General features: G+C 63.4%; 19 protein-coding genes. 10 read left to right on the forward strand and 9 right to left on the reverse strand.

Annotation, left to right across the window (positions count from 1 at the left end; translation table 11 throughout):
- Nucleotides 1-25: 25 nt before the first annotated feature.
- Nucleotides 26-3,355 carry a YhdP family protein gene (locus V1475_RS17125; RefSeq protein WP_479413719.1) on the reverse strand — a complete coding sequence of 1,110 codons (3,330 nt, stop codon included), beginning with the start codon at nt 3,353-3,355 and terminating at the stop codon, nt 26-28.
- 141 nt (nt 3,356-3,496) lie between these two features.
- Between V1475_RS17125 and bcp the strand changes: the two genes are divergently transcribed.
- The 7 genes from bcp (at nt 3,497) to V1475_RS17160 (ending at nt 8,858) form a co-directional block, all read left to right on the forward strand.
- A complete protein-coding gene (bcp, locus tag V1475_RS17130; RefSeq protein ID WP_479413720.1) occupies nt 3,497-3,955 on the forward strand; it encodes a thioredoxin-dependent thiol peroxidase in 459 nt (152 codons plus the stop codon).
- Nucleotides 3,952-4,779 carry a ferritin-like domain-containing protein gene (locus tag V1475_RS17135; protein ID WP_479413721.1) on the forward strand — a complete coding sequence of 276 codons (828 nt, stop codon included), beginning with the start codon at nt 3,952-3,954 and terminating at the stop codon, nt 4,777-4,779. The genes bcp and V1475_RS17135 overlap by 4 nt, the downstream gene beginning before the upstream one ends.
- Before the next feature lie 330 nt (nt 4,780-5,109).
- Nucleotides 5,110-6,414, forward strand: coding sequence for a DUF5930 domain-containing protein (locus V1475_RS17140; RefSeq protein ID WP_434286663.1), 1,305 nt, complete (start codon nt 5,110-5,112; stop codon nt 6,412-6,414).
- Nucleotides 6,404-6,952: a bactofilin family protein gene (locus V1475_RS17145; RefSeq protein ID WP_434286662.1), complete on the forward strand. Its 549-nt coding sequence runs from the start codon at nt 6,404-6,406 to the stop codon at nt 6,950-6,952. The genes V1475_RS17140 and V1475_RS17145 overlap by 11 nt, the downstream gene beginning before the upstream one ends.
- Nucleotides 6,953-7,033: 81 nt before the next feature.
- Complete coding sequence (locus tag V1475_RS17150; protein ID WP_479413722.1) at nt 7,034-7,420, forward strand: hypothetical protein; 387 nt, start codon at nt 7,034-7,036, stop codon at nt 7,418-7,420.
- Nucleotides 7,421-7,469: 49 nt separating this feature from the next.
- Nucleotides 7,470-7,970, forward strand: a complete 501-nt coding sequence (locus tag V1475_RS17155) for a hypothetical protein (protein WP_479413723.1) — start codon at nt 7,470-7,472, stop codon at nt 7,968-7,970.
- 3 nt (nt 7,971-7,973) lie between these two features.
- The gene (locus V1475_RS17160; protein ID WP_479413724.1) at nt 7,974-8,858 is read left to right on the forward strand and encodes a DMT family transporter; all 885 of its coding nucleotides are present in this window, start codon (nt 7,974-7,976) and stop codon (nt 8,856-8,858) included.
- Here the strand turns inward: V1475_RS17160 and V1475_RS17165 are convergent, their stop codons facing one another.
- The gene (locus V1475_RS17165; RefSeq protein ID WP_479413725.1) at nt 8,859-9,629 is read right to left on the reverse strand and encodes a DUF2189 domain-containing protein; all 771 of its coding nucleotides are present in this window, start codon (nt 9,627-9,629) and stop codon (nt 8,859-8,861) included.
- Nucleotides 9,630-9,756: 127 nt separating this feature from the next.
- Nucleotides 9,757-11,133, reverse strand: a complete 1,377-nt coding sequence (locus V1475_RS17170; protein ID WP_479413726.1) for a divergent polysaccharide deacetylase family protein — start codon at nt 11,131-11,133, stop codon at nt 9,757-9,759.
- Nucleotides 11,134-11,351: 218 nt separating this feature from the next.
- Here V1475_RS17170 and V1475_RS17175 point away from each other — a divergent pair, with 218 nt between their 5' ends.
- Entirely contained in the window at nt 11,352-11,939 is a 588-nt protein-coding gene (locus V1475_RS17175) for an anthranilate synthase component II (RefSeq protein ID WP_434286656.1), read from the forward strand.
- Nucleotides 11,936-12,952, forward strand: coding sequence for an anthranilate phosphoribosyltransferase (gene trpD, locus V1475_RS17180; protein WP_479413727.1), 1,017 nt, complete (start codon nt 11,936-11,938; stop codon nt 12,950-12,952). The genes V1475_RS17175 and trpD overlap by 4 nt, the downstream gene beginning before the upstream one ends.
- Nucleotides 12,953-13,095: 143 nt before the next feature.
- On the opposite strand, the gene V1475_RS17185 is transcribed toward trpD, so the two are convergent.
- The 6 genes from V1475_RS17185 to V1475_RS17210 all read right to left on the reverse strand — a co-directional run bounded on the left by V1475_RS17185 (nt 13,096) and on the right by V1475_RS17210 (nt 20,022).
- Nucleotides 13,096-14,490 carry a TRAP transporter large permease gene (locus tag V1475_RS17185; protein WP_434286654.1) on the reverse strand — a complete coding sequence of 465 codons (1,395 nt, stop codon included), beginning with the start codon at nt 14,488-14,490 and terminating at the stop codon, nt 13,096-13,098.
- A gap of 5 nt (nt 14,491-14,495) precedes the next feature.
- Nucleotides 14,496-15,185: a TRAP transporter small permease gene (locus tag V1475_RS17190; protein WP_434286653.1), complete on the reverse strand. Its 690-nt coding sequence runs from the start codon at nt 15,183-15,185 to the stop codon at nt 14,496-14,498.
- 111 nt (nt 15,186-15,296) lie between these two features.
- On the reverse strand, nt 15,297-16,304 hold the full coding sequence (locus V1475_RS17195) for a TRAP transporter substrate-binding protein (RefSeq protein WP_434286652.1): 1,008 nt from the start codon (nt 16,302-16,304) through the stop codon (nt 15,297-15,299).
- A gap of 304 nt (nt 16,305-16,608) precedes the next feature.
- Nucleotides 16,609-16,959 (reverse strand): hypothetical protein, encoded by a 351-nt coding sequence (locus V1475_RS17200; RefSeq protein ID WP_434286651.1) that lies wholly within the window; start codon nt 16,957-16,959, stop codon nt 16,609-16,611.
- Between the two features lie 32 nt (nt 16,960-16,991).
- Entirely contained in the window at nt 16,992-18,224 is a 1,233-nt protein-coding gene (locus tag V1475_RS17205) for a sigma-54-dependent transcriptional regulator (RefSeq protein ID WP_479413728.1), read from the reverse strand.
- Nucleotides 18,208-20,022 carry a sensor histidine kinase gene (locus V1475_RS17210; protein ID WP_479413729.1) on the reverse strand — a complete coding sequence of 605 codons (1,815 nt, stop codon included), beginning with the start codon at nt 20,020-20,022 and terminating at the stop codon, nt 18,208-18,210. The genes V1475_RS17205 and V1475_RS17210 overlap by 17 nt, the downstream gene beginning before the upstream one ends.
- Before the next feature lie 60 nt (nt 20,023-20,082).
- On the opposite strand from V1475_RS17210, the gene V1475_RS17215 reads away from it, so the two are divergent.
- Nucleotides 20,083-21,273, forward strand: a complete 1,191-nt coding sequence (locus V1475_RS17215) for a cytochrome P450 (RefSeq protein WP_479413995.1) — start codon at nt 20,083-20,085, stop codon at nt 21,271-21,273.
- Nucleotides 21,274-21,330 lie beyond the last annotated feature (57 nt).

A 21,330-nucleotide genomic window follows, 5' to 3' on the forward strand; every position in this document is an offset into this window, starting at 1 on the left:
TGCCTCAGAGCTTGTTTTGATCACATTATTGATCGCCGGCGGGTTTCTTGCGGAAAATATCCCGCAACGCGCCCGGGGTGAAAAGGGACAGCGGGTTGACCCCGACCGCCGGATGTTTCGCCGCGCCGGTGAGCGTGTAGGTAAAGCCGAACAATCCTTCGCCCTTGCGCGATACGACCTGCCCCAGAGCGTTGATGAAATAGACCGGCGACACCACGCCCTGCAAATCCACCACCCCGGCGGCGCTGTCATAGAGCCCTTCCATGGAAATGCCAAGGGAGGGCCCTTCCGCCGTGCCGCCCCGCACCGTCAGCCGTCCGGGCTTCATGGTGAAATCGCTCTGTACATGAGTAAAAAGGATCCCGCCGCCACCCGTCATCTGTTCGATCAACCCCACGACCGAGACCGCCGAGAGCAGTTCCGCCAGCGAGGGCGCGGAGAGCACCCGGATGTCACCGACCACCACCCGCCCGTCGTAACTGCCTTTTTCCGCCAACGCCGTGAGACCGATGTTCAGCGTCCCGCCCGCAGCACGTTCCAGAAGGCCCGAAGCCTGCACCACCGCGCCCGCGTCCTTTGAGGTGGCGGTGATCGTCGGGCCGTAGGGTCCCGGGCTCACCGTCCCGGTGAGCGGCCCCGTGCCGTTGAGCAGGCCGCGGAACGATCCTGTCACGTCGCCGGACGCCGCCGACAAGCGCGCGGAAAATTCGGTCAGCTCCTGCCCCTCGGCAATCCGGAGCCTGTCGAGTTGCACCTCGATCGGCACAGCTGCCGCCGACGGCGCGCCCGCACCGGAACCGCCGAATGTGGCCCGCGGCAGGTTCAGCGTCCCGCCGGTGATCGCCACCTTGACCGGGTTGCCCTTGCCCTGCCCGATCAGCGCCAAAGGCACATCGAGCCAGCCGCCCAAACGCACGCGCCCGAAAGACAGCCGGTCGAACTGTCCGCCCGCAGTCAGCGTCACCCGTCCCTGCGTGGCCTCAAGCCCGGCCCCACTGAGCGACAATGTCGTGATCTCCGGCTGTGCTCCCGCCGTACCTTCGAGGCTCAAAAGCCCCTTGGTGCCCGCCGGTTTGCCCCAGCCCACAGGCGCAAAGGACAGGCGAAGACCCGAGAGATCCGAGCTGAGCGAGAATTTCGGCGGTTCTCCCTTGCGCAGCGCAACCGAGAGATCGCCCCAGGCCTCTCCCCCCACCATACCCGCGGGCAATGCGATGCCGAAGGTGTCGAGCAGCGCCTGATTGATCCGCGCCCGCCCGGTTATATCGGAGATGCCGCGATGTTCCGTCCCGAAGGCCTTGCGCCACTGCCCCGCCATCTGCGCCGTCCCGATGCGCGCCTCGCCCGCCACCGAAATCCCCGAAGGATCGACCGTCAGCCGCAGCTGATCCGCAGAGAGCACCTGCCCGGGCATGAGCTGCTCGGAAGAGACATCGCTCAAAACCCCGTTCAAGAGATAATTCACATCCGACGGCATCACCTTCTGGATCAGCGGCAAGGCAATCTGGCCGTGCAGCTCCGCCTGCCCTTTGGCCACATCCGGACCGAAACTCGCCTCTTGCAACACTGAAAACGGCGGCTCCGCCATCAGAGCCATCCCCGCCTCGATGCTGGAGCGGGTCGCAAGCCCGATCTCGATCCGCGCCGGTTTGGCGTAAATATCCGGGATACGCAGGGTGGTGCCCGCCACCTCGACCGCCCCGCCCGACGGGGCGGTGATCGCGCCGCCTGCCATGGTGATCGCCATCGCAGGCCCGAAAATCGCCCCGTGCCCCGATCCGCCCTCGACCGGCGGCTGGCTTTTCATGAAGCGCAGGTCGAGATCCTCGAAATCCCAGTCGAGCGCCAGCACCGGCTGGCTTTGCCCCGGGTTGAACCGCAGCGCCAGATCGAGATCGCGATAGGTCGCGCTTTGAATATTCTCCGCCATCCAGCCCCGCGTCTTGGACACGGCGGCGGGCGGCCAGAGCGCCAGAAGCTGTGCGAGACTCATCTCCTCGACGGACAGATCGAGCCCCGCCTGCCAGCCGTCGGGCGTGGCCTCCGCCCGCCCCTTGCCGCGCAGCCAGAGATCGCCCTCGGGCGTCGTCTGCCCCAGATCGAGCTGACCGATGGCGAGCCGGAAAGGCGCCAGCCTCAGCCGGACATCGACCACGGCCTGATCGAACACCAAGGGCGCGTCGAACATCCCTTCGGGGGCCACTTTGAGTTCGGAAAATTGCCATTGCCCGGTAAAGCTCTGCGGCCAGTTGTTCTCGAAATCGCCCAAAAGCACCTGCCCCCGCCCGGTCATCTCCAGCGCATCGGTGGCAAGCCGCAGCTCGGGGAAATCGATCCGCTCGCGCTTCGGGTCGTAGTCGAAATAACCGCGCGCGCCCTCGAAGGCGATCGGCTCCGCCCCCTCGCCCGCCACGATCCGCCCCGGCGCAATCGCCAGCGAACCGGTGTATTGCGACAGTTGTCCCTGCGCGTCGACCTCCGCCCGCATCGAGGCCGACAGCGGCGCATCGACCACCGAAAGGAAGGACAGCGCCGGGCTTTGCAGCGCGAAATCGCGGGTCGGCGCGCGCTCCATATTGAGCGAAATCGTCGTCGCCAGAGACCCCTTGGCGGAGGCAAAGCCCAACTCGATACGCGACAGCTCTTCCGTGCCGTTAAACAGTTCGAAATCGAGCGCCATATCAATCAGTTGTTCTGTGTTCTTCAACACGATACCGGCATCTGTCGCCTGCCAGATCCGGCCCGAATGCGCATCCTCCAGCGACACGGTGATCTCGCGCGCCTCGACCCGGGTGATCTCGGAAAGCGGCGGCCTCGAAAAGGCGGTGTCGATGGCTTCGAGCACTTCGATGCCCGACCCGGCCACCCCCTGCGTGCCACCGAAATCGAGCGCGAATGTGCCATCGGCGCGCCGCCGCACGGTGATCTGCGCCCCCGAAAGCCGCAAGGTATCCGGTTGCAACCGTCCCGATTTCAACGCCTCTTTCGATAGCACCGCGCGCAGACTGTTGAGCCGCCCGATCTCCGCCCCGGAGCCGTCGATGATGCCGACATTACGAGCGGTGACCCGCGGCACGAAATTGCGATCGACCACGGCGTCGATCTGGCCGATGGAGACCTGCGGCCCGTCGAGCTTGTGGTTGATCGCCGCTTCGATCCGCACGGTCAAAACCTCGGGAAAGGTGATCACCCGGCCCGTAAACGCCAAAACCGCGAGCGCCGCGAACAGCGCCAAAGCCAACATCAGCGCAACCGTCCAGATCCCGATCTTGTGATGGGTCTTCAAAGGCTTGCGCTTGCGCGGCTCGGGCGTGCCCGGCGGCTCTGCGGCGTGGTTTTCGGTCTCGTCGGACAAAATCGGCTCGTTGATTTTCCTGCGCGTCGTCTTGCGGGGGCGACTGTCGGTTTTATCTTGTCGCAAAGCGGCCTAAAACGAAAGCCAAGCGCAATGCAACTCCCTGTGAAACTCACACATGCCTGTTGAGAGGAAAACCCCATGATCGACGCCGGTACGATGGCCCCCGATTTCACCCTGCCCCGCGATGGGGGCGACAGCGTCACCCTGTCGGCGCTGCGTGGCCAGAAGGTGGTGCTGTATTTCTACCCCAAGGACAACACGCCCGGCTGCACCACCGAAGCGCTGGATTTCACCGCGCTCAAGGATGAGTTCGCCGCAGCCGGTGTCGCGGTCTTCGGGATTTCCAAAGATTCCGTGAAGAAACACGAGAATTTCTGCGCCAAGCATTCCCTCGGCATCCCTTTGTTGTCCGATGAGGACGGTACGGTTTGCGAAGACTACGGCGTCTGGGCCGAAAAGCAGATGTACGGCAAGAGCTTTTGGGGCATCGTCCGCTCGACCGTGCTGATCGACGAGACCGGTAAGGTCGCGAAGGTCTGGGACAAGGTCAAGGTCGCGGGCCACGCAACCGAGGTGCTCGAGGCCGCCAAGGCATGAGCCTCACGCTTGCCCGCATGGCAGAGGAGGTGCTGCGCACCGCCGATGGTCGGGAAAAGACCGCGCTGTCGCATCGCTACGCGACGATGTGGCGCGACAGCCGTGCGGCAGGCCCCCCGATCCCGCTCGGTACGGCGCATCCGCCGATGCAACCCGCCCGGCCCGAAAAGCCAGAGCAACTCAACCCGCGCGACGTGCCGAAACGCAAGCCCGGAAGCCCGGAGGGGCGCAAGGCGATCCTGCATGCCATTGCACATATCGAACTGAATGCGGTGGATTTACACTGGGATATCGTCGCTCGCTTTACCGATATCGACATGCCGCTCGGATTTTACGACGACTGGGTGAAATCGGCAGACGAGGAAAGCAAGCATTTCAATCTGGTCTGCGACCGGCTTGAGGCGATGGGGTCGTTTTACGGCGATCTGCCCGCCCACGCCGGGATGTGGCGCGCCGCCGAGGACACAGCGGAGGACATCATGGGGCGGCTGGCAGTCGTGCCCATGGTGCTTGAGGCCCGCGGGCTCGACGTCACACCCGGCATGATCAAGATTTTTCAAAATGCGAAAGACCCGGAGACGGTCGCAGCCCTTGAGGTGATCTATGCCGAGGAGGTCGGCCATGTCGCCTATGGCGCCAAGTGGTTCAACTTTCTCTGTGGCCGACAGGGGCTTGATCCAAAAGACGAATTCCACGGTCTGATCCGGCGCTATTTCCCCGGCGGCACAAAGCCGCCCTTCAACGAGGAAAAGCGCGCCGAAGCGGGGCTTCCGCCGGATTTCTACTGGCCTCTGGCCGATGAACTGCCGCCCGCGTGGAGCTGACGGTTGCGGCGTGACACGCAGGGCCTGCGGCGGCCATCGCAGCCCCACGCAGATGCGCCGAATTGTTATCGATAACATCGGCAAAAAACCGCCCATATCCTGAGCTTTCCGGCTGGAATCCCCCGCATCCCGCCACAGAGGGGGCAAAAAAGTTGCCCCGCTGATCCCGCTTCGCTAACAGGGGTCAACCGCTTTCGAGTGACGGACATGAAGCTCCGCATGAGACGGATCGTCCTTGGTTTTGGACCGGGCGCGACGCGCTCCCGTCCGAGGGTACATGGTGCAAAGCGGCGCGAGGGAACGGGATAACAGAACGGCAACGACAAGACGATGATCAGAAAGCTCAACCACCTGCTTGAGCGCAGATTCCCCGAGCGTCGGGTGTTTCTGCGGTCCGACAACGACACGCGGTATCTCCGGATCACGCCCCTCACCCAAGTGGTGGCCCTCACCGGATCGACGGTCTTCGCGACCTGGATGATCATCGCCACGGCGATCCTCCTGATGGACAGCATCGGCTCCGGCAATCTGCGCGAACAGTCGAGCCGCGATCTGGTCCTGTTCGAGACCCGCGTGGCGGAACTGGCGCACGAGCGCGACATGCGCGCCGAAGAAGCCGCCGCCGCACAGGCCCGGTTCAACACCGCTCTGGCCCAGATCTCCGACATGCAGAGCCAGCTTCTCGCCTCCGAGGAACGCGTGCGCGAGTTGGAAAAAGGCGTCGATGTGGTGCAGACCAACCTGCGCCGGGCGCTCAAGGATCGTGACGCCGCCGAAGACGACAAGGCTCAACTCATCGCCCAACGGGACGGCGGCACGGCGGCGGCCAATGGCATGAGCGCCGAGGAGGTCGAGGCCACGGTCGACGTGCTGTCCGCAGCCCTCGCCGACACCGCCGCCGAGCGCGACGAGATGGTGATCGCCGCCAATCAGGCGGTCCAGATGGCCGACAATCTGGAGACCGATCTCAAGCTGATGGAAGAGAAGAACGACCGGATCTTTTCCCAGCTCGAAGACGCCGTGACGATCTCCGTCGCGCCGCTCGACAAGATGTTCAAATCCGCCGGCATGGACCCCGCGCACCTGATCGCCACGGTGAAAAAGGGGTATTCCGGTCAGGGCGGCCCGCTGACACCGATCACATTCTCCACCAAGGGCGGCATGATCGACCCGGATTCGATGCGCGCCAATGCGATCATCGACAAGATGGACCAGCTCAATCTCTACCGTATCGCCGCCCAGAAAGCCCCTTTCGCCCTGCCCCTGAAAAATGCCTTCCGCATGTCCTCTCCCTTCGGACCGCGCTGGGGCCGGATGCATGAGGGGCAGGATTTCGCCGCCGCCTACGGCACCCCGCTTTATGCCACCGCCGATGGCGTCGTGACCTTCGCGGGCTGGCAATCGGGCTACGGGCGTCTCGTCAAGATCCAGCACGAATTCGGCATCGAAACCCGTTACGGCCACCAATCCCAAATTCTCGTGAAAGTCGGGCAAAGGGTCTCGCGTGGCGAACAAATCGGTGCTATGGGAAATTCTGGCCGCTCGACCGGCACGCATCTTCACTATGAAATTCGTGTCCAGGGCAAGGCCGTCGATCCGATGACTTATATTAAGGCTGCCAACGATGTTTTCTAAAAGCAGAATCAACGAACCGGGCCCGAAACAGGGCGATGACGCGAAGAAACCCGAGGCGGCGGCCGCGAAGCCCCCTCTGCCGAAGACCCCTGCGCCCGATTTCGCCGCCCCGTCCGCGAAACCGAAACCGCCGGCCTCCGTGCTGTCTTCCGACCTGACCGTCGTGGGCAATCTCAAGACCACCGGCGACATCCAGATCGAAGGTACGGTCGAGGGCGACATCCGCGCCCACCTGCTGACCGTCGGCGAAAGCGCCACGATCCGCGGCGAGGTGATCGCCGATGACGTCGTGGTCAATGGCCGTATCGTGGGCCGCGTGCGTGGTCTGAAAGTCCGCCTGACCTCCACTGCGAAGGTCGAAGGCGACATCATCCACAAAACCATCGCCATCGAGAGCGGTGCGCATTTCGAAGGCTCCGTCCAACGTGCCGACGATCCGCTCGCCACAGGCGCGAAACCGGCCCCGTCGGCTGCGCCCGCTGCGCCGCAGACATCCGCTGCCGTGTCGAAAGCGACCGCAGCCGCCAAAGGCGAATAAGCCTTCCGGCACGAGAATGCGAAAGGCGGTCTTCGGACCGCCTTTTCTTTTGCCTTGTCCCCCTTCCCACCGCTCCCCGTCATGGTTTTTCTCAGTTTCATTTATCTTATCCTCGCCCTTCAGCTCTATTTCGGCTGCCCGCCCTTTTACGGAAAATGCGTCGCCCTGCGCCCGATCCGCTTTGCGACACGGAACGAACCGCCCCTTCCGATCATGGCCTTCACGGCGGCAGTTGCGATCTTTGCGCTCATCCTTCTTCACAGCCTGATTCAAACGCCCTTCTTGCTCTGGCTTGTCCCCATGATCGCCGCAATCGGCGGCCTCTCCCTCCGCCGCGCCCTCAAACGGCAGAACCGAGAGCAGAGCCTCTGGTTTCTGAATCCGCTCTCCGCCGCCTATCCGCTCTGGCTTTTCGATCTTTGGACCCTCGGCCTGACCCTCATCGCAGGGCTTCTCATTCTCTCTTGAACAGCCCGCGCGCCTCCGCCATCGTGGGCACAGACAACCCGGAGTCCCCATGCCCGCCGAAGCCCTGCGCCAGCTTGAAAAAGTCGCCAATCTCTATCTTTCGGATTTTCGCATGGGGCGGTTCGACGAACGTCGCCTGACCGCGATTTTCGACGAGGGCATTCCCGGCGAGCCGGGGCCTGCCCAGACCGGCAGTTCGGTGATCGACGACATCCTGGGGCCGGTTTCCGCCATCGAGGTCCGCCCCGGCTCGCGCCGCTTTACGCTTCGATTCGACGAATACGTGTCCTTCAAAATCACCGACGAAAGCCAGATGAGCAGCGATCCGGAGGCCTCTGAGAGCCACGCTTCCCTGTTTCGCGAAAACCCCTCCGCCGTCTTCCTGCGCCACGTCAAGCAGGGGCTGCATTGGGAGGACGACCGCATTCCGCTCTATCACTACTGCGTCGTGGCGCTGAACCATGTGCTCGAAGTCGTGACCTCCCTGCCCCCCGATGCGGAGATGCAGATTTTGGGGCCTGACGATTTCCCCGAAGGCACCGACGTTTAACCCATGGCTCTCCCGACAAATCCGGCGGCCCTGAAAGCGGGCAATCTCAAGGGCGCGCTCCTCATGGTGCTCGCCATGTTCCTGTTTTCGCTTGAGGACATGGCCGTCAAAACCGTGGCGGCACATCTTCCGGTCGGCCAGGTGCTCACCTTCTTCGGCGCGGGCGGCATGGCCGTTTTCACGGTCCTCACGCTCAGGCGGCGCGAGCGGCTGATCCATCCGGTGATGGCCGAACGCGTGATGTTGATCCGCGCTGCATTCGAGGTCACAGGGCGTGTGTTCTTCACCCTGTCGCTGGCCTTCACCGCGCTCTCCACCACCTCCGCCATCCTACAGGCCACACCCCTGCTCGTCGCGGCAGCCGGTGTGGCACTGTTTCACGAGCGGGTTACTTTGCTTCGCTGGGCCTTGATCGCGCTTGGCTTTGTCGGCGTGCTTCTGGTGATCCGCCCCGGTCTTGACGGGTTCACCCCGCTCTCCATTCTCGCTGTTCTCGGCATGATCGGATTTGCCGGGCGCGATCTCGCCACCCGCGCCGCCCCCGCCGTCTTATCCTATGCCCAGCTCGGCGTGACAGGCTTTGCCGCGCTCGTCCTCTCCGGTCTGGCGCTCACGCTTTGGAGCGGCGGCTGGCTCCTGCCCACCCTGCCCGATCTGGCGGCACTTGGCCTTGCCGTGGCCGTCGGGGTCGGCGCCTATACCGCGTTGACCATGGCCATGCGCATGGGTGAGCTGTCCGTGGTGACACCGTTTCGTTATGTGCGGCTGCTGTTCGCGATGATCCTTGGCGCGCTGGTGTTTGGCGAGCGCCCGGATGCGTTTGAGCTGATCGGCGGCGCGGTCATCGTCGGCACCGGTGTCCTGTTGATGCTCACCGCGCGACGCTGATCAGATCAGCGCCCTCCGGTACAGATGCCATGTCGCATGGCCAAAGACCGGCAGCGCCACGAACAGCCCGAGAAACAGCGGCAGCATCGCGACAAAGGTCAGCCCCGCGATCAGCCCGGCCCAGACCAGCATGACAAAGAGGTTCTCCCGCACCACCCGCAGCGAACAGAGCATGGCGGTGACGAAATCGACCTCGCGCTCCAACAGATGCGGCAGGGACGTGACCGTCAGCGAGAACAGCACAAAGGCCAGGACCCCACCAACACCCAGCTCGACCGCGATCATCGTCAGACCGTTGGGGGTCAGGAAGACCTCATAGGAGGAGCTGATATTGGTCATCACCGACAGGCCCATGAAAAGCGCGAAGATCATATGGGCGAGGAAGGACCAGAACAGCACATAGATCACGATGATCGCCCCCATCCAGGGGATTTGCCGGTCCCGTTCGGCGGCCACCGAACCGAGGATCTTGCGCCAGTCGAGCGCCTCGCCACGCTCCATCCGGCGCGACACCTCGTAAAGTCCGACGGCGGCGAAGGGGGCGAACATCGGGAAGGCCAGAGACACTGCGAAGGTCCAGAGCACCGTCCCTGCGCCGAAAATCGCAAAGCCGAGCCCGATCAGCACATAAATCCCCGCGAAGAAACAGCCAAAACCGGGCGCGCGCCGATAGTCGTGCCATCCGTCGCGCAGCGCCGCACCGAGATTCGAAAGCGTCAAACGCGCCACATCGGGCAACGGGGCCGCCGCCACCGCCGTCATATCTGTCATTGAGGTCTCCTCCCTGGAAATCTCTTTCCTGCCGGACTTGCCGCCCGATCTTTCTCAAGGAGATGACAAAATGTCGCAGCCTGTCAAGCATCGCCCCCGCCGCAGCGCGGCAAGGCAGGAGACGGATTTACAGCGGCGTGCGGCTCAAAAGATAGGACAGCGGCACCATCGTCACGGTCGCGGCACGGTTGCCCAGCGACCATTCCGCCAGCGCCTGAAGCGTCTCTTTGCGCGAGCGGCCCAAAAGCACGACCGTCTTGCCGGTCCCGGCCTGAAACGCCGCCTGATCGAGGAAACGTTTGATCGCCGCCACATCCTGCCCTTGCCCGTCGAGATCGCGGAACACCAGCGCTGCGGGCGCCTTGGCGCGCTGTGCTTCCTGCTCCATCGCGTTCAGCCCGCGCGGGAAGGTCACAAGGCCCCGCCCGCTGTCCTGCGCGGTGGCCACGACCTGCGCGGCCACCTGACGCGAGGTCTGGAACGTGCCCGACGGCACATCGAGGAAACCGATCGACACCGGCACAAGCTCTTCCGCCTGCGACAGCGTCACGGCGGCATCCTGCGGCGTCGCCCCCTCCGGCAGGCCAACCATCGCCATCACCTCGAGCCCCTTGTCGCGATAGGCCATGGCGCGCGCCCCGGCCTGTGTGGCCAGCGCATCGACTGCAAAACTCACCGGGAACGGCAGCTTCGCAAGTTCCTTGTCCTCCGGGCCAAGCTCGGCAATGTCCATCAGGATCACGCTCATCACCGGCCCCGGCGGGGTGGCGGTGTAATTGGCGGAATAGGCCAGCAGAGCAGGCAGATCATCCGCCACGACCAGCGGAGCGCTCGCCTCCGCATTCGAGGAAGAGATCGACGGCAGGCGCGTGGAGACGCGGCTGTCCGTGCGGTCGGTGAAACTGCCGACCTGATGGCCGGGCATCGCCTCGGCGGCAGGCCCCTCTTCGAGCGTGGCATTCGGAGCGGCTTCCATTTCCGCGCCGTCGAGCGTGATCTCCGGCGCTTCGGGCGCGACATCCGTCCCCTCGGGCAGCAGGGCCGTGCCCGGCAGCGCCTCTTCGGCGGCGGGCAAGCTGTCGGGGGTGGAGGCTTCTGGAGCCATGGCCTGCGGCGGGGTCAGAACCGGATCGCTTTGCGTGCTCACGACCTCGCCCATCTCTCCGGCTTCGGGGGTTTCGAGCGCCTCAGGCATGGTGATCGCCGGGGCCTCGGCCGCTTCCTCGGACACCTCCGGGCTGGCTTCGGACCCGTCCAGCGCCTGCATCTCCGGCTGCGCTTCGGCGCGATGCGGCTCGGCGGCGGGCGCATCGGGCGTCACCTCGGTGGCGCTCTCCGTGACGCTTTCCGTCCCGGTCGTCGGTGCATCCGGCAGGTTTTCCGTCACAGCGGGGGCAGGCACAGGCGTAAGGTTGACCGGAGCGACAACTTCATTGGCCAGCGTCAGGATGCCGAACCCCACGATCGCTCCCCAGATCACTCCAGTCAGAACTCCACGCCCCATTGCGCACTCCTTGCCTGTTGCACGCCGCCTTTGCGGCCCTTTTCAACCGCGTGAGAGCCAAGGCATCCCCTTGACCCTCTGCGGTCCTTGTGAACATGTATAACCCGGCTTAAAGGCAGGATCATCCCCCTTTGAGCGCTTTGCCGCCCTCCGTGCGCATGACCCTGCCAAGGCGGCCATATTTTCCGGCGTTTGCACGCACGTAAAGGACTGCGACCATGCTGCTTCTGATCGATAACTACGACAGTTTCACCTATAATCTCGTGCATTACATCGGCGAGATCGGGTGGCAAGCCAAAGTGGTCCGCAACGATGCGCTCAATGTCCAGGAAGCCATGGCGCTGCGCCCCACGGGGATCGTCGTCTCGCCCGGCCCCAAAACGCCCACCGAGGCGGGCATCTGCGTGCCGCTGATCCATGCCGCAGCCGAGGCGAAGATCCCGCTGTTCGGCGTGTGTCTCGGCCATCAGGCCATCGGCGAGGCCTTCGGCGGCAATGTCGTGCGCTGTCACGAGATCGTGCATGGCAAGATGGGCGAGATCTACCATGAAGGCAAAGGCGTCTTTGCCGGACTGCCCTCGCCGCTTCAGGGCACGCGCTATCACTCGCTGGTCGTGGACCGCGCCACCCTGCCCGACTGTCTCGAAGTCACGGCAGAGCTGAAAGACGGCACGATCATGGGGCTGCGCCACAAGGAGCTGCCCATCGAAGGGGTGCAATTCCACCCCGAGAGCATCCGGTCGGAACACGGCCACGAGATGTTCCGCACCTTCCTGAGCCAATTGAAAGAGGACCAACCGGCATGAGCGATGCGATGAAACCCCTGATTTTCGCGGCCTCCGAAGGGCCGCTGAGCCGGGCGCAGGCCGAAGCCGCTTTCGAGCTTCTGTTCAACGGCGAGGCAACGCCCGCACAAATGGGCGGGCTATTGATGGCGCTCCGCGCGCGGGGCGAGGCCGTCTCCGAATATGCCGCCGCCGCCAAGGTCATGCGCGATCACTGCGTCCATGTCTCCGCCCCCGAGGGCGCCATCGACATCGTCGGCACCGGCGGCGACGGGCTTGGCACGCTCAACATCTCCACCGCCTCGGCCTTCGTCGTCGCGGGCGCGGGCGTCACGGTGGCCAAACACGGCAACCGCAACCTGTCGTCGAAATCCGGCTCCGCCGACGCCATGTCGGTCAACGGCATCAATGTGATGGTCGGCAAGGATGTGGTCGAAGAGGCGATCAACGAGATCGGCATCGGCTTCATGATGGCCCCCATGCACCACCCGGCGATGAAATATGTCGGCCCGGTGCGGGTCGAACTGGGCTGCAAGACCATCTTCAACATCCTCGGACCGCTGACCAATCCGGCGGGCGTCAAACGCCAGCTCACCGGCGCTTTCGCCCCCGACCTGATCTGGCCGATGGCGGAAACGCTGCAAATGCTCGGCTCGGAAAAAGCCTGGCTGGTCTATGGCCACGACGGCATGGACGAAGTGTCGATCACCGGCGCGACCTCTGTGGCCGCGCTCGACAATGGCAAGATCGGCTCGATGGAAATCCACCCAGAGGACGCCGGTCTGCCGGTGCATCCGCTGCGTGACATCCTCGGCGGCACGCCGGAGGAAAACGGCGCGGCGATGATGAACCTTCTGAAAGGCGAAACCGGCGCATACCGTGACGCCGTGCTGATGAACTCCGCCGCCGCCCTCGTCGTCGCTGACAAGGCCGCGAACCTCAAGGAAGGCGTCGAGATCGCCGCCGAGAGCATCGCCTCCGGCGAAGCGCTCAAACGCCTGCAAGCTCTGGCGGAACTGACCTCTCGCCACTGAGCCTTTCGGCTTTCTGATGGTATAAAATACTCACGGCGCGCCCTCTCACCCGGGCGCGCCGTTTTTATTTGAGTATTTATCGCACAAAGGAAACGAAAAAGGGGCCCTAAGGCCCCTTAAACTTGTCCAGATCGAACATCCAGTTACTTCGTGATGATCTCCGGCCCCATCAACGTCGTGGGCAGGTAGGTCGAGATCCATGGCACATAGGTGACGAGGATCAGGAAGACGAAGAGGATCGCGAGGAACGGCAGCGCCGCACGCACCACGGACATCATCGGCATGCCCGCAACCCCCGAGGTCACGAAGAGGTTCAGCCCCACCGGCGGCGTGATCATGCCGATTTCCATATTGACCACCATGATGATGCCCAAATGGATCGGATCGACGCCCAGTTCCATGGCGATCGGGAACACCAGCGGTGCAACGATCACGATCAGGCCCGAGGGTTCCATGAACTGGCCGCCGATCAGCAGGATGACGTTGACCATGATCAGGAACATGATCTTGCCGAAGCCCGCCGACAGCATGGCGTTGGCGATTTCCTGCGGGATTTGTTCGTCGGTCAGCACATGTTTCAGGATCAGCGCGTTGGCGATGATAAACATGAGCATGATCGTCAGCTTGCCCGCGTCAAAGAGCGTGTGGCGCGTGTCCTTGTGGAAGAAAGCGGTGATCAGCGCATGAGGTTTCGCCAGCAGGGATTTCGGCCCGGTGCCATCGCGATCCGCCAGCGGCCCCATGTCGCGATAGACGAAGGAGGCGACGAGGAAGGCGTAGACGGAGGCCACGGCGGCGGCTTCGGTCGGCGTGAAAATCGCGCCGGTGATGCCCGGAATGCCGTAGATGCCGACCATGATGATGACGATGAGCATCAGACCCCAGAAGGCTTCGCGGAAGGAGCGGCCGATCTCAGACCAACCGGCCCATTCGCCTTTCGGCAGGCTCTTGACCCGCGCGATGACATAGATCGCCAGCATCAGCATGGTGCCCGCCAGAAGGCCCGGAATGACACCCGCAAGGAACATCCGGCCAACGGAGACGTCGGTGGCCGAAGCGTAGACCACCATCACGATGGAGGGTGGGATCAGGATGCCCAAAGTCCCCGCGTTGGCGATGACGCCGGCGGCGAAGTCCTTGGTATAGCCCATTTCGCGCATCGCCGCGATGACGATGGAGCCGATGGCGACCACGGTTGCGGGCGAAGAGCCGGACAGAGCGGCGAAGATCATACAGGCGAAGACGCCCGCAATCGCCAGACCGCCGTGGAAGTGACCGACGCAGGCGATGGCAAAGCGCACGATGCGTTTCGCCACACCGCCCGTCGACATGAAGCTTGAGGCGAGGATGAAGAACGGGATGGCCAGAAGCGTGTAATGCCCGGCCATGGCCTGATAGAGCGACTGCGCCACGGAGGCCAGGGAGGTGTCCGAGAACACCAGCAGGAAGATCATGGAAGAGAGGCCAAGGGAGACCGCGATCGGAACCCCGATCAGCAACAGGCCCACCACCATGACGAAAAGAAAGACGACGTCCATTGGGATTATTCCTCGTATTCGCCGTGCGCCACGCGCTCGACTTCATCCTCGGCCTCGTGCGAGACGATGAGGCTTGCCTGTTTGCCCGTAACGATGCGGATCGTGGCCTGAACCACGCGCAAAAGCATCAGCGCCGCCGAGAAGGGGATGATGAAATAGGGGATCACGCGCGGCAGCTTGTCATAGCTGTCGCCATAGTTGATCGCGCCCTCGAGCCAGCGAAAGATGCCGAGCATCGGCACCTGATCGGTGACGTAAAACGCCCGGTCCCGCACACCTTCGGTGAAGCCGAGCGGGAACCAGCGCCCCTCGGTCGGCTGCAACGCGGCAAACGGCGCCCAGTAATCCCACGCGCCTTTCAGAAGCATCACGGAATAGACGATACAGGCCAGCGCCGAAAGCACCGCCATGAGCCGCTGCCCGCGCGTCGGAAGCACGTTGATCAACGCGTCCACGCCCAGATGCGAGGTCTTCTTGAACCCGTAGGAAATTCCCAGAAGCACGAGCCACGCGAAGAGGATCAGCACCACTTCGAGGCCCCAGATCAGGGAATGGTTGAACACGTAGCGCAGCACCACGTTGACGAAGGTGATGAGCGTCATCACGCCAAGGATCGCCGCGATGACGTTTTCCTCGAGCCCGTCGAAGAACTTCGCCACCGCCGATTTCGGCAGGTTGTCCTGATATTGTGTCATGGAGATTGACCCCTGTTGTCCCTCATTCCGATCCGCGGTCCGGGACCGGAGACATCCGCATCGCGCGGATGAAACCCGGGCCCCGCACGGGGACCCGGGCGCGTTTCAGGCTTAGTTTTGCGCGTTGATGTCCTGCGCCAGCGCGATATTGTCCTTGCCGACACCGTCTTCGAACTGCGACCACACCGGAAGCATCGCATCGACCCAGTCCTGACGCTGTTCCGGCGTCAGTTCGCGCACTTCGGTGCCCGCCGCGATGATCGCCTGACGGCTGTCTTCTTCGATCTGCTCGACGGCGGCGTTCCGTTCGACCGTGACCTCATGCATGATGGTCGCAAGCTGATCGCGGATTTCCGGATCGAGCCCTTCCCACCAGTCGACGGAGGTCACGACCAGATAGTCGAGCACACCGTGGTTGGTCTCGGTGATCCCGTCCTGCACCTCGAAGAATTTCTGGCCGTAGGTGTTGGACCAGGTGTTTTCCTGACCGTCCACAACGCCGGTTTGCAGCGCCCCGTAGACCTCGGAGAAGGCCATCGGCTGCGGCGAGGCGTCGAGCGCCTTCATCTGCGCCACGAGCACGTCAGACGGCATGACGCGGAATTTGAGACCCGAGGCGTCTTCCGGCTCGATCAGCGGCTTGTTGGCGGAGAACTGTTTCAGGCCGGAGTGCCAGAATTCAAGCCCCTTGAGGCCGCGACGCTCCATGGACGATTTCATTTCCTGACCGGCGTCCGAGTTCTGGAACGCATCGACGGCGCGCATGTTCTTGAACATGAAAGGCAGGTCGAAAATGCCGAAGACCTTGGTGAAGGCTTCGAATTTCGACAGCGACGGCGCCGCCATCTGCACATCGCCCTGAAGCATGGCTTCGAGCACCTGATCGTCATTGTAGAGCGTGGAGTTCGGGTAGACCTCGACACAGACCTTGCCGTCCATCTCATTGTTCACGCGATCGGCAAAGAGCTGGGCCGCGATGCCTTTCGGATGTTTGTCGGAGTTGGTGACGTGGCTGAACTTGATCACCATTTCGCCTGCGTCACAGCCTGCGGATGCGAAAGCGGTGGTGGCGGTCACGGAAAGCGCGAGGGCGGTGGCGGCGGTTGCCAGAAATTTCATGTCTGTCCTCCCATCATGAAATCATATGTCGGTGGGCGATCGGGCGGATTTCGCCCGTTTCACTCTGCGACAGAGGAAACAAATCCACCCCCGACCCGGCAAGTCTTCCTGCAAGAAAGATGAAACTTTCTTGAAATCGCTTTTTTTTCAAAATGTTGCACAAGATAGAATGCGCATATCTGCCATGCGTCAAACGCAAGTGTGCGATTTCCCGCACGCAAGAAAATTACCTATGTGCGGAAAGTCACACATATCATCCGGCCTGAATTTTCCGACACCTGAGTCGGCAAAGAGCCGCCAGAGCTTACTCGGCGCACCATGTGGCACGCAGCCCCTCGATCACCTCGGTGGGCACAGACTCGGACGAGAGATAGTCCGACTCCGCAAGCCAGCTCGAAGACTGCGGCGTCTCGCAATCGAGGCTGAGCACACCATGAAACTCGCCCAGTTTCCCCTGCCCTTCGACATAAAGCCGATGCGGCTGCCCCGCATAGCTGTCGAGGGCGACAAGCTCCTCTGCGGCCCAGAATTGTTTGTAAACACCTTCCATCGGCTGGGTGTAGGAAAACCTTGGCGCATCCGCAGCCCAGCCCGCCGACACAGATGCGAAAACCGCTGCAAGGCCTCCCACGATGCTCCGAATGCCGCGTGTCATGATCCGGGCGCTCCCCTGATGTCCAAAGCCTCTCACCGATACTCCTCCGCCTTCACCCCATGCCGCGTCAGCTTGTCGTAGAATGTCTTGCGCGGCAGTTTGAGGCCCTTCGCGGCCTCCGTCGCATTGCCCTTGTGACGTTGCAGCGCAGCGATCAACAGCGACCGTTCGACCTGAGCCAGTTGCTCCGCAAGCCCCAGCTCCTCCTGCGCCTCGCCCTCGGTCAGCCCCATGGCGAACCGCATCGCCGCGTTCATCAGGGAGCGCGCATTGCCGGGCCAGTCCTGCGCCATCAGCCGCGAAATCACATCGGGCGTGATCTCCGGCACCGGCAGGTCGCTCTGCTCGCAGGCGATGTTGACGTAATGCCGGAACAGCACCGGAATATCCTCGCGCCGCTCGCGCAGCGGCGGGATGCGGATCACCGCCGCCTCCAGCCGGTAGAACAGATCGGGCGAGAACCGCCCCGCGCCCGCCTCCACCGAGAGATCGGCATAGGTCCCGGCGATGAGACGCGGCCGATCGTGGGTTTCCAACAACTCCAGAAGCGCGAATTGCGCCGGGCTGGTGAGTTGCACGATCTCATCGAGGAACACCGATCCGCCCTCCGCCTGCGCAAAAGCCTGCACCAGCGTGTCGGGCGTCATCGCCGAGGCGGAGAATTTCAGGAAAGGTGCCATCGACCCCGCCGACAAAAAATGCACCACCTCGGCCATCTTCGCCGTCCCCACCCCCGGCTCACCGGTCACCAGAACGTCGGAGGCCGAACGCGCCACGGCACGCGCCGCATCCCGCATCTTCACCGACATCTCGGAGGTGCCGCGCAAAAGCCGCGCGGCGGCATCGCCCTGTTCGACCTGACGCTTCAGTCGCCGGTTCTCCAACACAAGCGCGCGGGTTTTCAACGCCTTCTCGACCACCGCGATCAGGTCCTTGGGCGCGCAGGGTTTTTCCAGAAAATCGAACGCGCCCGAGGAAATCCCCCGCACCGCCATCGGCACATCGCCCTCTCCGGTCAGCAGGATCACCGGCAGTTCCGGGTCCACCTTCTGGGCGAAGTCCAAAAGCGCAAAGCCGTCCTTGCCGGGCATGCGGATGTCGGACACCACCACACCGGGAAACTCGCGCGAAATGTGATCTTTGGCCTCGATGTAACTTCCCGCCAGCGTCGGCACGAGATCGGCCAGTTCCAGCGTCTGCCCCAAAGCCTCGCGCACCGAGGCGTCGTCATCGACCAGAAGCACGCGTTCAATATGTGCCATCATGGACCTCCTGTCCGCCCATAGTCCCGCTGACATCGGCGGGCTGCAATTCAATGGTGAATACCGCGCCGCCCTCGGGGCTGTTTTCGCCCCGAATGCGCCCGCCGAAACTCTGCACCAACCCGTAGGAAATCGACAGGCCCAAACCCATACCCTGCGCCGCGCCCACCTCTTTCGTGGTGTAGAAAGGGTCGAAGATTTTCTCCGGCTCGGCGATCCCCGGCCCGCTGTCCGCCACCGTAAGACGCGTCGGGTCTCCCCCTAAAGCCCCCTGAGACAGGCGGATCGTGATGCATTTGGTGTCCACCTCCGCCATCGCATCGACCGCGTTCGACAAAAGGTTCATCACCACCTGCTGAAGCCGCACCTCACCGCCCCGGACCCAGACCGGTGCCCCCGGTGCCCAGTCGAGCGTCACGCCGCCGCGCGAAATTTTCGCCTGCGTCATCTCGATCGCCGCCTCGATCACCCCGGTCAGTTCGACATTGGTCGCGGTATCCGGCTCCTGACGGGCAAAGGCGCGCAGGTTCTTGATGATCCGCCCCATGCGCCGCGCCAGTTCGGAAATCCGCCCGAGATTGTCAGCCGCCTTCTCCGGCTTGTCGCGCTCCAGAAACGCCTGGGCATTCTCGGCAAAGGACCGGATCGCCATCAGCGGCTGATTGAGCTCATGGCTGATCCCCGCCGACATCTCGCCCAGCGCCGACAGTTTCCCCGCCTGCACCAGATCGGCCTGCGCGCGTTTGAGCCGCGCCTCCGCCTCGTGGCGTTCATGCACCTCGTGCTGCAACTCCCGGTTGGCGATCTCAAGCGCCTCGGTCCGCGCCGCCACCCGCGCCTCCAACCGTTGATTGGCCTCCGCCAAGGTGCGCCTGCGCTCCATGGCGAAAAACAGAAACGCCGCGAAAACCAGCGCCAGCGCCGCCGCCAGCCCCGCCTGCAACCCGGCCTGCGCGATCACCGGATGCAGGTCCAGCAAAAGCTCGGCGGTCAGCCCGACCACGGGCAGCGGTTTCGTCAGATGCAGCACGGGCGACGGGATGTAAGGCCCCATGTCGTGGGTCCAGATATCATGCCCTGACAGAAGATGCGTCCTGCGCAGCGACAACGCCCCGCCAGACCCGCCGCGCAGCACAAGCTCGGAGCGGTTCGCCACGAAAATCACGCCATAGTCATCGGTGAAATAGATCGCAGACGGCTCCGACGGCCAACCCCATTCCAGCAATCCGATATCGACGGAGATCAGCACAGCCGCCACGGGCGGCCCTTCGGACGAGAACACCGGGGCGGCAAACATGTAGCGACGCCGTCCCTCAGGATCGACGAAATGCGCGATGCCCAGCGCCCCGTCCAGCGCCCGTGTCAACGCCGCCTGCGCACCTTTCGGCAATTGCCTCTCCCCCGCGCTCGCCAGCACCCCGCCCGTGGTCGAGACCACCATGATCGACGACGCCCCGGTCTTGTCCACCACCCCCTGCAACAGCGCATCGGCTTCCGGCGCCCCGTCACCGACAGCCGCCGTGACCCGCGCCGTCACCGTCGGATGATCGGACAGGAACACCGCCAGCTCGCGGTAGCGTTGCAGCCCGGTGGTCAAACGATCGGCGGAAAGCGTCAGATCGGACGTGCCCCGCGCCGCCGCCTGATCGAGGGCGGCACGAAAGGCAAAGCCGAACACGCCCAGCCCGAAGATCGCCACAACGATCAGCCCGGCCAGAGCCGTGAACACCCGGCGGCGGGCGGCATGGCGCTCGACCTCTTCCGAGGGCGCACCGGCATGAGGCGGTTCCTGTGTCGTCATGTCCGGGACTCTAGAAACTCCCGCTTGCAAAGGGAAGCGCTTGCGATCACCTTCGCCGCCATGAAACGCTTCGCCCTCTCCCCCTCCGACCCCGCTTTCGTGCAAGATCCCTACCCGTTCTACGACCGCCTGCGCGCGGGCGGCAAAATGGTGTTTTGGGAAGACCTGAACCTGCCCGTTGTGGCGGGCTATGACGGGGTGTCTATGGCGCTGCGCGACAACCGCTTTGGCCGCGAAGCGCCTGAGGGCTTCGAACCCGACATCCCCGCCCATCTGCGCGCCTTTTACGACATCGAAGATCACTCGATGCTGGAACTCGAAGGCGAGCGGCACACAAGGCTGCGCTCGCTGGTGCTCCGCGCCTTCACCTCCCGGCGGATCAAGGCGCTGATCCCGGATCTGGAAGAGATCGCCAACGATCTGATCGACCGTTTCCCGGCGGGTGACTTCGATCTCATGCCGACTTTTGCGAAAATGGTGCCGGTGCGGATCATCTGCCGCCTGCTGGGCGTGCCCGAGGCGATGTCCGACCAACTCCTGACATGGTCCAATGCCATGGTCGCCGTCTATACGCCCGGACGCACCCGTGCCATCGAAGAGGCCGCGTCCAAAGCCGCCACCGAGTTTTCCGATTTCATGCGCTCCTACGTCGAGGAGCGGCGTTCCAAACCCGCCGATGATCTGATCACCTCGCTGATCGCCGCCGAGGAGGACGGAGAGAAGCTCACCACCGACGAGTTGATCACCACCTGCATTCTCCTGCTGAACGCCGGTCACGAAGCCACCGTCCACAGCCTCGGCATCGCGGTGAAAACCCTTCTGGAACAGAACACGCCGCGCGAATTCCTCTCCGACGAAAAGATCGACGGCACCATCGAAGAACTCCTGCGCTTCGATCCGCCGCTGCACCTGTTTCAACGCTGGGTCTACGAGGACACAACCTTCCTCGGCCAACCGCTCAAACGCGGCGACAAGATCGGGCTTCTGCTCGGTGCCGCCAACCGCGACGACGACACATGGGACGATCCCGACCGCTTCGATCCGACCCGCAAGGTGAAACAGAACACGTCTTTCGGCGCAGGCATCCATTTCTGCGTCGGCGCACCGCTCGCCCGCTTGGAAATGCGCGTCGCCCTGCCGCTCCTGTTCGACCGCTGCCCCAACCTGCGTCTCACCGAACCGCCAGTTTACGCCGACACATGGCATTTCCACGGCCTCGCACGTCTCAGGGTACGCACCCAGGCTTTCTGATGGCCCAAATACTCACGGCGCAACAGTGAGTATTTACCCCATCAGAAAACCCTCAAA

It is taken from the genome of Celeribacter sp. SCSIO 80838 (assembly GCF_056498065.1).

Bases quoted from the DNA above. Each gene is read 5' to 3' on its own strand.
- bcp (WP_479413720.1), top strand. From the start codon at position 3,497: ATGATCGACGCCGGTACGATGGCCCCCGATTTCACCCTGCCCCGCGAT.
- V1475_RS17135 (WP_479413721.1), top strand. From the start codon at position 3,952: ATGAGCCTCACGCTTGCCCGCATGGCAGAGGAGGTGCTGCGCACCGCC.
- V1475_RS17140 (WP_434286663.1), top strand. From the start codon at position 5,110: ATGATCAGAAAGCTCAACCACCTGCTTGAGCGCAGATTCCCCGAGCGT.
- V1475_RS17145 (WP_434286662.1), top strand. From the start codon at position 6,404: ATGTTTTCTAAAAGCAGAATCAACGAACCGGGCCCGAAACAGGGCGAT.
- V1475_RS17150 (WP_479413722.1), top strand. From the start codon at position 7,034: ATGGTTTTTCTCAGTTTCATTTATCTTATCCTCGCCCTTCAGCTCTAT.
- V1475_RS17155 (WP_479413723.1), top strand. From the start codon at position 7,470: ATGCCCGCCGAAGCCCTGCGCCAGCTTGAAAAAGTCGCCAATCTCTAT.
- V1475_RS17160 (WP_479413724.1), top strand. From the start codon at position 7,974: ATGGCTCTCCCGACAAATCCGGCGGCCCTGAAAGCGGGCAATCTCAAG.
- V1475_RS17165 (WP_479413725.1), bottom strand. From the start codon at position 9,629: ATGACAGATATGACGGCGGTGGCGGCGGCCCCGTTGCCCGATGTGGCG.
- V1475_RS17170 (WP_479413726.1), bottom strand. From the start codon at position 11,133: ATGGGGCGTGGAGTTCTGACTGGAGTGATCTGGGGAGCGATCGTGGGG.
- V1475_RS17175 (WP_434286656.1), top strand. From the start codon at position 11,352: ATGCTGCTTCTGATCGATAACTACGACAGTTTCACCTATAATCTCGTG.
- trpD (WP_479413727.1), top strand. From the start codon at position 11,936: ATGAGCGATGCGATGAAACCCCTGATTTTCGCGGCCTCCGAAGGGCCG.
- V1475_RS17185 (WP_434286654.1), bottom strand. From the start codon at position 14,490: ATGGACGTCGTCTTTCTTTTCGTCATGGTGGTGGGCCTGTTGCTGATC.
- V1475_RS17190 (WP_434286653.1), bottom strand. From the start codon at position 15,185: ATGACACAATATCAGGACAACCTGCCGAAATCGGCGGTGGCGAAGTTC.
- V1475_RS17195 (WP_434286652.1), bottom strand. From the start codon at position 16,304: ATGAAATTTCTGGCAACCGCCGCCACCGCCCTCGCGCTTTCCGTGACC.
- V1475_RS17200 (WP_434286651.1), bottom strand. From the start codon at position 16,959: ATGACACGCGGCATTCGGAGCATCGTGGGAGGCCTTGCAGCGGTTTTC.
- V1475_RS17205 (WP_479413728.1), bottom strand. From the start codon at position 18,224: ATGATGGCACATATTGAACGCGTGCTTCTGGTCGATGACGACGCCTCG.
- V1475_RS17210 (WP_479413729.1), bottom strand. From the start codon at position 20,022: ATGACGACACAGGAACCGCCTCATGCCGGTGCGCCCTCGGAAGAGGTC.
- V1475_RS17215 (WP_479413995.1), top strand. From the start codon at position 20,083: ATGAAACGCTTCGCCCTCTCCCCCTCCGACCCCGCTTTCGTGCAAGAT.